This window comes from Bradyrhizobium sp. CCBAU 51745, assembly GCF_028128715.1.
Classification (GTDB): Bacteria; Pseudomonadota; Alphaproteobacteria; order Rhizobiales; family Xanthobacteraceae; genus Bradyrhizobium; species Bradyrhizobium manausense.
Genome location: NZ_LBJP01000083.1, coordinates 88,032 through 101,258, shown reverse-complemented (window position 1 = coordinate 101,258; position 13,227 = coordinate 88,032). Strand labels below are relative to the sequence as shown.

General features: G+C 63.9%; 10 protein-coding genes. 5 read left to right on the top strand and 5 right to left on the bottom strand.

Annotated features, from left to right (window positions below; translation table 11 throughout):
- Positions 1–36: 36 nt before the first annotated feature.
- The gene (coaD, locus tag XH98_RS24195; protein ID WP_271620177.1) at positions 37–531 is read right to left on the bottom strand and encodes a pantetheine-phosphate adenylyltransferase; all 495 of its coding nucleotides are present in this window, start codon (positions 529–531) and stop codon (positions 37–39) included.
- Positions 532–789: 258 nt separating this feature from the next.
- Here coaD and XH98_RS24190 point away from each other — a divergent pair, with 258 nt between their 5' ends.
- Both XH98_RS24190 and XH98_RS24185 read left to right on the top strand, forming a co-directional pair.
- Positions 790–1,047, top strand: a complete 258-nt coding sequence (locus XH98_RS24190; RefSeq protein ID WP_271601214.1) for a hypothetical protein — start codon at positions 790–792, stop codon at positions 1,045–1,047.
- Positions 1,048–1,260: 213 nt separating this feature from the next.
- Entirely contained in the window at positions 1,261–3,114 is a 1,854-nt protein-coding gene (locus XH98_RS24185) for a potassium transporter Kup (protein ID WP_271601321.1), read from the top strand.
- Between the two features lie 235 nt (positions 3,115–3,349).
- On the opposite strand, the gene XH98_RS24180 is transcribed toward XH98_RS24185, so the two are convergent.
- From XH98_RS24180 to XH98_RS24165, 4 genes are all read right to left on the bottom strand, one after another.
- Positions 3,350–4,135: a substrate-binding domain-containing protein gene (locus XH98_RS24180; protein ID WP_271601213.1), complete on the bottom strand. Its 786-nt coding sequence runs from the start codon at positions 4,133–4,135 to the stop codon at positions 3,350–3,352.
- Between the two features lie 3 nt (positions 4,136–4,138).
- On the bottom strand, positions 4,139–6,877 hold the full coding sequence (gyrA, locus tag XH98_RS24175; protein ID WP_271601212.1) for a DNA gyrase subunit A: 2,739 nt from the start codon (positions 6,875–6,877) through the stop codon (positions 4,139–4,141).
- Positions 6,878–7,044: 167 nt separating this feature from the next.
- The gene (locus tag XH98_RS24170) at positions 7,045–7,224 is read right to left on the bottom strand and encodes a hypothetical protein (RefSeq protein WP_271620180.1); all 180 of its coding nucleotides are present in this window, start codon (positions 7,222–7,224) and stop codon (positions 7,045–7,047) included.
- Between the two features lie 99 nt (positions 7,225–7,323).
- Positions 7,324–7,821, bottom strand: coding sequence for a single-stranded DNA-binding protein (locus XH98_RS24165; RefSeq protein WP_271620137.1), 498 nt, complete (start codon positions 7,819–7,821; stop codon positions 7,324–7,326).
- A gap of 423 nt (positions 7,822–8,244) precedes the next feature.
- Here XH98_RS24165 and XH98_RS24160 point away from each other — a divergent pair, with 423 nt between their 5' ends.
- The 3 genes from XH98_RS24160 to uvrA all read left to right on the top strand — a co-directional run bounded on the left by XH98_RS24160 (position 8,245) and on the right by uvrA (position 13,205).
- The gene (locus tag XH98_RS24160) at positions 8,245–9,009 is read left to right on the top strand and encodes an outer membrane protein (RefSeq protein WP_271620136.1); all 765 of its coding nucleotides are present in this window, start codon (positions 8,245–8,247) and stop codon (positions 9,007–9,009) included.
- A gap of 234 nt (positions 9,010–9,243) precedes the next feature.
- Positions 9,244–9,933, top strand: a complete 690-nt coding sequence (locus XH98_RS24155; protein ID WP_057755681.1) for an outer membrane protein — start codon at positions 9,244–9,246, stop codon at positions 9,931–9,933.
- A 296-nt stretch (positions 9,934–10,229) separates the two neighbouring features.
- Entirely contained in the window at positions 10,230–13,205 is a 2,976-nt protein-coding gene (uvrA, locus tag XH98_RS24150) for an excinuclease ABC subunit UvrA (RefSeq protein ID WP_271601210.1), read from the top strand.
- Positions 13,206–13,227 lie beyond the last annotated feature (22 nt).

Below are 13,227 nucleotides of genomic sequence, written 5' to 3'. Positions count from 1 at the left end.
GCTCCGGATCAGATGAGATGAAGAAGTGCGCCGTTATCAGGCGAATTTGGCCTTGAGCAAGGATGCAACGAGCGGCGGCACGAAGGCCGACACGTCACCACCCATACCCGCGATCTGTCGCACCAGTGTGGCGGTGATCGGGCGGACCATGGGGGATGCCGGCAGGAAGACCGTATGCACCTCCGGCGCCATGGCCTCATTCATGCCTGCGAGCCGCATTTCGTAGTCGAGGTCGGTGCCGTCGCGCAAACCTCTGATCATGATGGTCGCACCATGCTTGCGGGCGGCGGTCACCGAGAGATCGTCAAAGGTGGTGGTCTCCAACGTACAACCGGCATGGGCTGCCACCGGCCCGCAGACATCATGCAGCATTTTCAGCCGCTCCTCGGTCGAGAACAGCGGCTTCTTCCCGGGATGAACGCCGATAGCGACAACAAGCCTGTCGCACAGGGGGACGGCATGCCGGACCACGTCCAGATGGCCGTTGGTGATGGGGTCGAAGGAACCTGGGTAAAAAGCAATGCGCGGCATGGCCCGTCCTACCTCGCCCGGCCCTGCCCGGCAAGCCGGGCCGGTTCCCTGCCCGTATCCTGCCGATTTTTCCGGCATTTCGAGTCGGAACGGGCCGGTTTGTTTCGTCCTGGGGGCGTCCACGACACACAACCGGATGCGCACGAAACCATTTCCGGCATCGGCGAAGACGTCCGGAAGCTGGGCATGGTTACTAATCCAGCCAACGAATGACGGGCCGCATATTGGGCGTAGCGGCCGCATCACAGGGGACCGTCAATGATCAAGGCTCTTTCAGCGATCGCTGTTGCTGCGTGTGTTGCTGCAGCCCTCACCCTGCTGCCCGGCTTTGCTCCCACCGTTGAAGCGAGCGTGCCGCAACCGCTGGCCAAGGCCGACCGGCTCGACATCAAGGCCATCGGCAGGGATTGCTCGCAGCAGGCGTGGCCGAACTTCGAGGCGTCCTGCCTGCGCCGCGCCGGCACCAAGACCGACGTCCGCGTTGCGCGCCTGGTCACGGCAGACCGCACCCCTTAGGCGACTTGTCAGGCTGGCGTCATAAACGCCGGCACAAGCTCCGATAGAAACCCCGATAGAAATCCCATGGCAATTTGCGACGTCTCGTCGCAGAGTGGTTGACGCGCGCCCGTCGGAATGACCCGACGGGTGCGATTCCCATCGAAGGGTTTGCAATTGTCCAGTACGCCCGCCGTCGCTTCCGGCCATCATCCCAATCCGCTTCCGCTTGCCATGACCATGGGCGCCCTCGGGGTGGTCTATGGCGATATCGGCACCAGCCCCCTCTATGCCCTGAAGGAAGCCGCCAAGGCGGCCGCCCATGGCGGCACAGTGACACAGGATGCTGTGCTCGGCGTCGCCTCGCTGATCCTGTGGGCCCTGCTGCTGATCATCTCGCTGAAATATGCGCTGTTGATCCTGCGCGCGGACAACCGCGGCGAAGGCGGCATCGTTGCGCTGCTGGCGCTGCTGCATGCCCGCCACGCCCAGCCCGGGACCTGGCGCGCGCACCTGCTCGTCGTCGGCCTGGTCGGCGCGGCGCTGCTCTACGGCGATGGCGCGATTACGCCGGCCATCTCGGTGCTATCGGCCATCGAAGGCCTCAAGGTCGACGCGCCCTCGCTCTCGCCCGTGGTCGTGCCCGTTACCATCGCCATCCTGGTCGGCCTGTTCGTGATGCAAAAGCAAGGCACCGGCTTCATCGGCCGCATCTTCGGCCCGGTCATGCTGGCCTGGTTCATCGTGCTGGCCGCGCTCGGCATCCACGGCATCCTCAAGGCGCCGGCCGTGCTGGCCGCGCTCAGCCCGTTCTATGCCTTCGACTTCCTGATCCATCAGGACTTCCAGATCTCCTTCGCGATCCTCGGCGCGGCCTTCCTCGCGGTGACAGGCGGCGAGGCGATGTATGCCGATATGGGGCATTTCGGCCGTCTGCCGATCCGGCTCGCCTGGTTCGCGATCTGCTTGCCGGCGCTGGTGCTGAACTATTTCGGCCAGGCTGCGCTGCTGGTCACCGATCCCTCGATGATCGAGAATCCGTTCTTCCAGCTTTGCCCTGACTTCCTGCATTACGGTCTGGTCGCGTTCTCGGCCATTGCGACCGTGATCGCCTCCCAAGCGATCATCTCCGGCGTGTTCTCGCTGACCCAGCAGGCGATCCAGCTCGGCTTCCTGCCGCGCATGCAGATCCGCCACACGCAGAGCGACGCGATCGGCCAGATCTACGTGCCGCTGGTGAACTGGCTGCTCGCCGCCGCAACGCTCGGCGCTGTGCTGAGCTTCGGCACCTCGGACGCACTCGCCGGCGCCTATGGCATCGCGGTGTCGCTGCTGATGGCGATCACCACGCTGCTTGCGGCCCTGGTCGCGATCCAGTGGGGTTTTTCGCCGTGGCTGGTGGTGGCCGTGAACGGCTTCTTCTTCGTCATCGACATGATCTTCTTCGCGGCCAACTCGATCAAGCTGTTCGAGGGCGGCTGGTTTCCGCTGCTGCTCGCCGGCCTCGTTGCCTTCGTCATGCTGACCTGGCGGGCCGGCGTGAAACTGGTCGAGGCCGCGCGGGCAAGGCTGCGACAGCCCGAGGAGGACCTGATCGAGACCGCGGTCAACAAGTGCAGCGCGCGCCTGCCCGGCACAGCGGTGTTCCTGGCCTCGGCCCCGAAAGGCGTGCCGCTGGCGCTCACGCAGTTCGTCAAGCACAACCGCGTGCTGCATGAACGCGTGCTGCTGGTCACCGTGCTGATCGAGGAATCCCCGCATGTCCCCGACGAGGATCGGGCCGAGGTGATCGAGATCATTCCCGGCATCACCCGCGTGATCCTGCATTATGGCTTCATGCAGAATCCGACCATCTACGAAGGCCTGACCCTCACGTGCCGCCAAGGCAAGCTGCCCGGCATCGACCTCGCCGACATCACCTATTACGTCGGCCGCGAGACCATCATCCCGCGCGAGGACGTCCCTGGCATGTGGGTCTGGCGCGAAGGCCTGTTTGCCTTCCTGCAGCGCAACGCCGAACGCTCAGCGGCGTTCTTCGGCGTGCCGACCAAGCAGGTCGTGGAATTCGGCACGGAGCTGGAGATCTAGGCCAAGTGGTAGCCCGGATGGAGCGCAAGCGTAATCCGGGATTCCGCGCAACGGCAGGCAACGTCCGGGCTTCGGGGCTATTGTCGTTTCACCCAGCCACGGCCGAAACGCGTCAAAATGGCACTGCAATTTCTGCCCAGAATCGGCGGGAAATGCGCGCAGGGCAATGTGATCGCCGTCTATCCAGTGCCTCTCTCCATCCGGGCGACGGATTTGCGACCGCCTCATAGTCTGCTCAGTGCGGCAAAGGCCTCATTCCGGACTTGGTGATCACCGTGGCAGCATCCGCGGAAGACAGGAAGCGCAACAAGGCCATCGCGGCGTCGGACTGTTGTGAATTCCTGGGCAAGGCACCGACATACAGTGTCGGTGGCTGAACCTCGGACGGCACGGTGCCCACGAAATCGATTCCCGGCACGTGGATCAGCTCCGGGACTTGCTGGAAGCCGATCTCTGCCTCACCGCGGGCGACCACGGCAGCGACCGGTTCACCTGACGGCGGGCCGCGCACCTTGCGGGTTTTGCCGGAGATCTCATCGGCGACGCCGAGCTTCTTGAATCCGATCGTCGACAGATAAGTCCCGCTGGAACTGTCCGAATAGGCGATGGACTTCGCCGCAAGCAGCGTCTTGCGAAGCGCATCCATCGTGCTGATGTCGGGCTTGGGTTGTCCGGCCCGCACCACCATGCCGATGAACGATTCCGCCAAGGGCACCCGGCTGCCCGCGCGCGTCAGTCCCTTCTGGTCCAGCAGATCGACGCCAATGCCGTCCATGATCACGACGTCGGCCTCCTCGCCGCGCGACAGGCGCGTCGGAATGGCTTCCGGTGAATCACCGACCGAAGGGCCGCGCGTCGTGATGAGCTTGTGTCCCGTCGACTTCTCGAAGGCTGGACCGAGCTCTTCATACACGGCGAAGAACCCGGCTGAGATCATCACCCTGACATCAGCGGCAGACGCGCTGGTCGCAAAAGTGACGGCCAGAAGGACGGCAAACAGGTAACCAATGGCGCGCTGCATACGTTACGCCCCGTTGCCGTTCTCGCCATTGCCGCTCTCCGCCTCTTCCGTGATGTGCTCGACCGAGACGACATGCTCGTCCTCGGCGGTGTCGAACACGATCACGCCCTGCGTTGAGCGGCCGGCGATGCGGATGCCTTCGACCGGGCAGCGGATCAGCTGGCCCTTGTCGGTGACCAGCATGATCTGATCCGCGTCCTCGACGGGGAAGGACGCGACCAGGTTGCCGTTGCGGTTGTTGACGCTCATGGCGACGATGCCTTTGCCGCCGCGGCCCGTCGTGCGGTACTCGTAGGACGAGGTCCGCTTGCCATAGCCGTTGACGGAGACGGTGAGCACGACCTGCTCGGCCGCCGACATCTCGGCATAGCGCTCCTGCGCGAGCTGGAAGCTGCCGGAGGTCTCCTCGCCCTCGGCGTCCGCTGCCGGCTCCTCGGCTGCAGCTTCGCCGGCGACTGCGCGGCGCATCTTCAAATAGGCCGAACGCTCGTCCGAAGTGGTTTCGACATGGCGCAGGATCGCCAGAGAGATCACCTTGTCACCCTCGCCAAGCGCAATGCCCCGCACGCCCATCGAGGTGCGCCCGGTGAACACGCGCACGTCGGGGACCGGGAAACGGATGCACTGGCCGCCGGCCGCGGTCAGCAGCACGTCGTCATGCTCGGTGCAAATCTGCACGTCGACGATCGCTTCGCCGTCGTCGAGCTTCATTGCGATGATGCCGGAGCGGCGAACGTCGACGAAGTCGGACAGCTTGTTGCGGCGAACGTTGCCGCCTGTGGTGGCAAACATCACGTCCAACTGGCCCCAGGTGGATTCATCCTCGGGCAGCGGCATGATGGTGGTGATGCGCTCGCCCTGCTCCAGCGGCAGGATGTTGATCAGCGCCTTGCCCCGCGCGTTGGGAGCTGCCATCGGCAGCCGCCAGACCTTCTCCTTGTAGACCTGGCCGCGCGACGAGAAGAACAGGACCGGCGTATGAGTCGACGCGACAAAGAGCCGGCTGACAAAGTCCTCGTCCCGGGTCTGCATGCCGGAGCGGCCCTTGCCGCCGCGGCGCTGGGCGCGATAGGCCGACAGCGGCACGCGCTTGACATAGCCGGCGTGCGAGACGGTGACCACCATGTCCTCGCGCTGGATCAGGTCCTCGTCCTCGACCTCGCCTTCCTGCTCCATGATCACGGTGCGGCGCGGGGTGGCGAACTCGGCCTTCACCTCCGCAAGCTCGGTCTTGATGATGTCGAGGATGCGGGCGCGTGAGTGCAGGATATCGAGATATTCGCCGATCTCGCCGGCGAGCTTTGACAGTTCGTCGCCGATTTCGTCGCGACCGAGCGCAGTCAGGCGCGCCAGACGCAGTTCCAGGATCGCCTTGGCCTGGTCCAGCGACAGGCGGATGGTGCCGTTCTCGTTGATGCGATGGCGCGGGTCATCGATCAGCGTGATGATGTCCTCGACATCACGGGCCGGCCAGTCGCGCGTCATCAGGGTATCGCGGGCGGCGGCCGGCGTCGGCGAGGTCCGGATCACCTTGATGATCTCGTCGATATTGGCGACCGCGATCGCGAGGCCGACCTGCTCATGCGCCCGCTCGCGCGCCTTGCGCAGCTTGTATTTGGTGCGGCGGGTGATGACCTGCTCGCGGAAGCCGACGAAGATCGTCAGCATGTCCTTCAGGTTCATCGTCTGCGGGCGGCCCGAGTCGAGCGCGACGGCGTTGACGCCAAAGCTCGTCTGCAGCGGCGTGAATTTATAGAGCTGGTTCAGCACCACGTCGGGCACGGCATCGCGCTTGAGCTCGACCACGACTCGGTAGCCGTCGCGGTCGGATTCGTCGCGCAGATCGGCGATGCCCTCGATCTTCTTTTCCTTGTAGAGCTCGGCGATGCGCTCGACCATCGTCGCCTTGTTCACTTGGTACGGGATCTCGGTGATGACGATGGCTTCGCGCTCTTTCCGGATCGTCTCGAACTCCACCTTGCCGCGCATCACGATGGAGCCGCGGCCGAGATGATAGGCGCTGCGGATGCCCTGGCGTCCGAGGATGATGCCGCCGGTCGGGAAGTCGGGGCCCGGGATGATGTTGTTGAGCTCGTCGATGGTCAGCGACGGATTGTCGACCAGCGCCAGGCAGGCGTCGATGACCTCGCCGAGATTGTGCGGCGGGATGTTGGTGGCCATGCCGACCGCAATGCCACCCGCACCGTTGACCAGCAGGTTGGGGAACCGCGCCGGCAGGACCACGGGTTCCTTGGTCGAACCGTCATAGTTGTCCTGGAAGTCGACCGTCTCGTTGTCGATGTCGTCGAGCAGCTTGAGCGCGATCTTGGTCAGCCGCGACTCGGTGTAGCGCATCGCCGCCGGCGGATCGCCGTCGACCGAGCCGAAATTGCCCTGCCCGTCCACCAGCAGCTCGCGCATCGAGAAAGGCTGCGCCATGCGCACCAGCGCGTCATAGATCGCCTGGTCACCATGCGGATGGTATTGGCCCATGACGTCGCCGACGATACCGGCCGACTTCTTGTGCTTCTTGTCGGGCGTGTAGCCTTCCTCGTTCATGGAGAACAGGATGCGGCGGTGCACGGGCTTCAACCCGTCGCGCGCATCAGGCAGCGCCCGCGACACGATCACGCTCATGGCGTAATCGAGGTAGGACTTTTTCATCTCCTCGTAGATCGAGACGGGGCGAATGTCCGAGGGTTGCGCCGGCTGGTCGCCGGGCTTGTTGTCGTCGTCAGCCAAGGGGGAATCCGGTGAGGTTTATCTGGGAATCATATAGCGCATCGAGGCCCCGATAACCACCCTTGCGGGGGGCAGGACAGCGCTTTTTCCGACTGTTTTTCCAGAGGCTTACGCCCAGCTCGGCACCATCAGGGGCGTGGTCTCGGTGAGCCGCCGGGAACCAGCGCTCAAGTCCCGAAAACCACGTGGTGCATGATGCGCCCGGGCAGCAGCGTGAACAGTCCCGCCACCACCAGCGCGCCTGCAAACATCAGGATCATGATCCGCCGGTGATCGGTCACGAGGTGGGTATGCGCCCGCCAGACCGCGAGCGGCAGACCAGGCACGACGTGAATTTGAGGCAACACATCAGGCCAGCCCGGAAAGCCGAGCTTGGCCCGCCAATTGGTAAGAAAATCTGCCTCTTTAGGCGAGCGAGGCAAAGGCGGCGCAAAAACCCGCTTGGCCTAGAACGGGATATCGTCGTCCATGTCGTTGTTGCGGCCGCCGCCGCCAGCGGCCACGGGGCGACGCGGTGCGCTGCTGACCGGACCGGACGAGCCGAAATCGCCGCCACCCTCATCGCCGAAGCTGCCGCCTCCTCCGCCACCGCCGCGGCCGTCGAGCATCGTCAGGGTCGAGTTGAATCCCTGCAGCACGACCTCGGTCGAATACTTCTCGACGCCGCTCTGGTCGGTGTACTTGCGGGTCTGTAGCGCGCCCTCGACGTAAACCTTGGCGCCCTTCTTCAGATACTGTTCGACGATCTTGCAAAGCGGCTCGGAGAAGATCACGACACGATGCCACTCGGTCTTCTCCTTGCGCTCGCCGGTGTTCTTGTCGCGCCAGGTCTCGGACGTCGCGATGCTCAGATTCGCGATCGGCCGCCCGTCCTGGGTGCGGCGGATTTCCGGATCCTTGCCGAGATTTCCGACCAGAATGACCTTGTTGACGCTTCCCGCCATCGCCGCTCTCCACTCCAAATGCCACTGAATTTCGAAGGCGCGCCCGCGCCGCCGCCTGTTAAGCCGACCCTATACGCTTACAGGGGCCGATCGGCCCGGCACACCCTCGGTTATCCCCACATATAGCATCGATCGAACATTCGTTCCAGATTTGTTCCTCTCGAAATAGCGCGACCCAAGCGTGCAAACAGCGACTCATGCCGCTATGCACGCCGCCATGAATTGGAACCGGCGCAGGAAAAAAAATGATTAACATTCATTAGGTTACGCCCAGATCAATTGCCTGGCGACTGTTGCATTCCAGAGACGGACTCGGCCGCCCGGTTGGACTACGGTTGAGTCGGAATTGGTTCAATGATGGGCGTCGCGCCTGATTGACCGCTTCAGGGGACTTCTGGAGCGGACGACACTGGGGAGACTGCAATGAAGAAAATTCTGTTTGGTACAATTGGTATTGTTGCCTTGGGCTTGTCAGCACCGGCGAGTGCTGCCGATCTTGCGGCACGTCCCTACACCAAGGCGCCGCCGCCGATGGTCGCCACCATCTACGACTGGAGCGGCTTCTACATCGGCATCAACGGCGGCGGCGGATCGAGCCACAAATGCTGGGACTTCGTCGCACCGACCACCGGCACCCTGTTCGGCGAGGGTTGCCACAATGCCACTGGCGGCACGGTTGGCGGCCAGATCGGTTATCGCTGGCAATCGGCCAACTGGGTGTTCGGCCTCGAAGGCCAGGGCAACTGGGCCGACTTCTCCGGCGACAATGTCAGCACCCTCATCCCGACCCAACGCAACCGCTCGAAGATCGACGCCTTCGGCCTGATCACGGGCCAGATTGGCTACGCCTGGAACAACGTGCTGTTCTACGTGAAGGGCGGCGGTGCCGTGGTCGCCGACAAGTTCAATATCTACACCGCGCCCGGATTCGCCGGAGCCGGCACCCTGCTCGCCTCGGCCAGCGACAACCGCTGGGGCGGCACGGTTGGCGCCGGCCTCGAGTTCGGCTTCGCGCCGAACTGGTCGGTGGGCGTTGAGTACGACCACGTCTTCCTGGGCAGCAGGACTCTGACGCTCAACGCGCCCGGTGGCACCGCATTCCAGACCGATCGCATCAGCCAGAATGTCGACATGGGTCTTGTCCGCCTCAATTATCGCTGGGGCGGCCCGGTCATCGCGAAATACTGATCCACCTGAAATCGTTTGAGAACAAAGGCCGGCCTCGCGCCGGCCTTTCGCTTTTCTGTTCCCGACGGGAACCATGGGTCAGCCGGTCTTACATTTTGTATTTGTTGTGGCTTTTGAGAGACGCAACTTGCAGCTTTGGTGGTGTAAGCACGGCACCAGTTGGACCACAGCGTCCGATGCCCTTCCGATCTTGCGGAAGGCAACAACAGAAACTGGGACTGGGATAAGTTGAAAATGAAGAAGGTTTTGTTGGCTTCGGCCGCTCTGATCGCCCTCACCGGCGCCGCTTCGGCTGCCGATCTGGCGGCGCGCCCCTACACCAAGGCTCCCGTGGCCGTGGCCTCGGTCTACGACTGGACCGGCTTCTATCTCGGTATCGTCGGTGGCGGCGCCTGGGAAGCTGCTTCTGGCGACCCGAAGATGAAGGGTGGCTTCGTCGGCGGCACCGCCGGCTACAACTGGCAGACCGGCAACGTCGTGTTCGGTGTCGAGGCCGATGGCGCCTGGGCTGACGTCAGCGCTACGGCCACGGGTACGGTTTTCGTTCCCGGCGTCGGTGGCGTTCCGGCCTCTCTGACCTCGAAGACTGACGCGCTGGGCACCGTTCGGGGCCGCATCGGCTATGCCGTTAACAACGTTCTGTTCTACGGCACCGGCGGTTACGCTTGGATCGACAACAAGCTCACCGCCACCTTGGGCGCTGCATCGGTCTCCGACAGCAAGTTCCACTCCGGCTGGACCGTCGGCGCAGGCGTCGAAGCGTTCTTCGCGCCGCAGTGGTCGGTCAAGGGCGAGTACCTCTATCGCAGCCTCGGCGGCGAGACCTACTTCTCGGGCGCCTTGCCGACCGGTACGCTCAACCTGCACACCGTGCAGGTCGGCGTGAACTATCACTTCGGCGGCCCGGTGGTCGCGAAGTACTGATCTTCGCAACCGACGTCACATCGTCACGAAAGGCCGGCCTCGCGCCGGCCTTTTTGTTGTTCCAGCCAAGGCCATTGCCATGAGCTGCTGCCAAGTAGCTGCTGCCAAGTAGCTGCTGCCAAGTCCCGCCAGTGCGCCAACAATCCGTTGACGATTCGCAAGTCCCACTGGAAATCCGTCTTCGTTCTTCCTACGTTCGCTCAGAACCCCATTGGCGCCGATCCCGGTTCCGGGCGAAGCGCGCCTTAAACGTTGGCGCGATCGCGTAGCTTTGGGATTCCTTGAGGGCAAACCGGATGGATGAAGTGATCAAGGCGAAGCGCCAACAACAGAACGCGGGCTCCAGCCTGCGCGCAATTACGATTCGTGGCGCGCGCGAGCACAACCTCAAGAACATCGACGTCGAGATTCCCCGCGACAAGCTCGTGGTATTCACCGGCCTCTCCGGCTCCGGCAAATCCTCGCTCGCCTTCGACACCATCTACGCGGAGGGCCAGCGCCGCTACGTCGAATCGCTCTCGGCCTATGCCCGCCAGTTCCTGGAGATGATGCAGAAGCCCGACGTCGACCAGATCGACGGCCTGTCGCCGGCGATCTCGATCGAGCAAAAGACGACGTCGAAGAACCCACGCTCGACGGTCGGCACCGTCACCGAGATCTACGACTACATGCGCCTGCTCTGGGCCCGCGTCGGCGTGCCCTATTCGCCGGCCACGGGCCTGCCGATCGAGAGCCAGACCGTCTCGCAGATGGTCGACCGCGTGCTGGCGCTGCCCGAGGGCACCCGCCTCTATCTGCTCGCCCCCGTCGTGCGCGGCCGCAAGGGCGAGTACCGCAAGGAGCTCGCCGAATGGCTCAAGAAGGGCTTTCAGCGCGTCAAGATCGACGGCACCTTCTATGAGCTCGCGGAAGCGCCTGCGCTCGACAAGAAATTCCCGCATGACATCGACGTCGTGGTCGACCGCATCGTGGTGCGCGCCGATATCGGCCAGCGCCTCGCCGAAAGCTTCGAGACAGCGCTGAAGCTCGCCGAGGGCCTCGCCGTCGTCGAGTTCGCCGACGCGCCGGCAGCGACGCCGGTCGAAGAGAAAAAGAAGACGGCCAAGATCCATGACAAGAGCGGACCCGAGCGCATCCTGTTCTCGGAAAAGTTCGCCTGCCCGGTCTCCGGTTTCACCATTCCCGAGATCGAACCGCGCCTGTTCTCGTTCAACAACCCCTATGGCGCCTGCCCGGCCTGCGGCGGCCTCGGCGTCGAGCAGCATGTCGACGAGGATCTGGTCATCCCCGACAAGGAGGTCGCCATCGGCAAGGGCGCGATCGCGCCCTGGGCCAAGTCGTCGTCGCCCTATTACGTGCAGACGCTGACCGCGCTCGGCAAGCACTACAAGTTCACGCTCACCACAAAATGGAAGGATCTGCCGAAGAAAACGCAGAACGCCATCCTGCATGGCTCCGGCGAGGACGAGATCAAGTTCTCTTACGAGGACGGGGTGCGCTCCTACGACACCAAGAAGCCGTTCGAAGGCGTCATCACCAACATCAACCGCCGCTACCGCGAAACCGAGAGCGAATGGGCGCGCGAGGAGCTCGCAAAATATTTCCACGACGTACCCTGCGGCGCCTGCAATGGCTTCCGGCTGAAGCCTGAGGCGCTCTGCGTCAAGGTCGGCGGCAAGCATATCGGCGAGATCTCGGAGCTGTCGGTGAAGGGCGCCGGCGCCTGGTTCGAGACCGTGCCTGATGCGCTGAACGCGCAGCAGAACGAGATCGCCGGGCGCATCCTGAAAGAAATCCGCGAGCGCCTGACCTTCCTGCTCGACGTCGGCCTCAACTATCTCACCTTGTCCCGCTCCTCCGGCACGCTGTCCGGCGGCGAGAGCCAGCGCATTCGCCTGGCCTCGCAGATCGGCTCGGGCCTGACGGGCGTGCTCTACGTGCTGGACGAGCCGTCGATCGGCCTGCACCAGCGCGACAACGCGCGCCTGCTCGACACGCTGAAGCGGCTTCGCGACCTCGGCAATACCGTGGTCGTGGTCGAGCATGACGAGGACGCCATTCGCCTCGCAGACTACGTGCTCGACATCGGCCCCGGCGCCGGCATGCACGGTGGCAACATCGTCGCCGAAGGCACGCCCGAACAGATCATGCGCAACCCGAAATCGCTCACCGGCAAGTACCTGACCGGCGAGCTCGAGGTCGAGGTGCCGGAACGGCGTCCGCCGAACCATCGCCGCACCATCAAGGTGGTGAACGCGCGCGGCAATAATCTCAAGAACGTCACCGCGGAGATTCCGCTCGGCCTGTTCACCGCCGTGACAGGCGTCTCCGGCGGCGGCAAGTCGACGCTCCTCGTCGATACGCTCTACAAGGCCATCGCGCGCAAGCTCAACAACGCCAGCGAAGGCGCCGCCCCGCACGACCGCATCGAGGGCCTCGAGCATATCGACAAGATCATCGACATCGACCAGTCGCCGATCGGCCGTACCCCGCGCTCGAATCCGGCGACTTATACCGGCGCCTTCACGCCGATCCGGGAATGGTTTGCTGGGCTGCCTGAAGCCAAGGCCCGCGGCTACGAGCCCGGCCGCTTCTCCTTCAACGTCAAGGGCGGCCGTTGCGAGGCCTGCCAGGGCGACGGCGTCATCAAGATCGAGATGCACTTCCTGCCCGACGTCTACGTCACCTGCGACGTCTGCAAAGGCAAGCGCTACAACCGCGAGACGCTGGAGGTCCTGTTCAAGGGCAAGAGCATCGCCGACGTGCTCGACATGACCGTCGAGGAAGCCGCCGAGTTCTTCAAGGCGGTGCCGCGCGTGCGCGAGACTTTCCAGACGCTGCACCGCGTCGGCCTGGACTACATCCATGTTGGCCAGCAGGCGACGACTCTTTCAGGCGGCGAAGCCCAGCGCGTCAAGCTGGCAAAAGAGCTGTCAAAGCGCGCCACCGGCCGCACGCTCTACATCCTGGACGAGCCGACCACCGGCCTGCACTTCCACGACGTCAAGAAGCTCCTGGAGGTGCTGCACGAGCTGGTCGCGCAGGGAAACACCGTCGTGGTCATCGAGCACAATCTCGAAGTCATCAAGACGGCAGACTGGGTCATCGACCTCGGCCCCGAAGGCGGCGACGGCGGCGGCGAGATCGTCGCCTGGGGCCCGCCGGAAGACATCGTGAAAGCGCAACGCAGTTACACCGGCAGGTTCCTGGAGCCGGTGCTGAAGAAGGCGCGCAAGCCGAAGCGAAGGAGCACGAGTGAGGCGGCGGAGTAAATGTTGGAGCCGTAGGGCGGAT

Excerpts from the sequence above, each read along its gene's own strand:
- coaD (WP_271620177.1), bottom strand. The coding sequence starts at position 531 with ATGCCGCGCATTGCTTTTTACCCAGGTTCCTTCGACCCCATCACCAAC.
- XH98_RS24190 (WP_271601214.1), top strand. The coding sequence starts at position 790 with ATGATCAAGGCTCTTTCAGCGATCGCTGTTGCTGCGTGTGTTGCTGCA.
- XH98_RS24185 (WP_271601321.1), top strand. The coding sequence starts at position 1,261 with ATGACCATGGGCGCCCTCGGGGTGGTCTATGGCGATATCGGCACCAGC.
- XH98_RS24180 (WP_271601213.1), bottom strand. The coding sequence starts at position 4,135 with ATGCAGCGCGCCATTGGTTACCTGTTTGCCGTCCTTCTGGCCGTCACT.
- XH98_RS24165 (WP_271620137.1), bottom strand. The coding sequence starts at position 7,821 with ATGGCGGGAAGCGTCAACAAGGTCATTCTGGTCGGAAATCTCGGCAAG.
- XH98_RS24160 (WP_271620136.1), top strand. The coding sequence starts at position 8,245 with ATGAAGAAAATTCTGTTTGGTACAATTGGTATTGTTGCCTTGGGCTTG.
- XH98_RS24155 (WP_057755681.1), top strand. The coding sequence starts at position 9,244 with ATGAAGAAGGTTTTGTTGGCTTCGGCCGCTCTGATCGCCCTCACCGGC.
- uvrA (WP_271601210.1), top strand. The coding sequence starts at position 10,230 with ATGGATGAAGTGATCAAGGCGAAGCGCCAACAACAGAACGCGGGCTCC.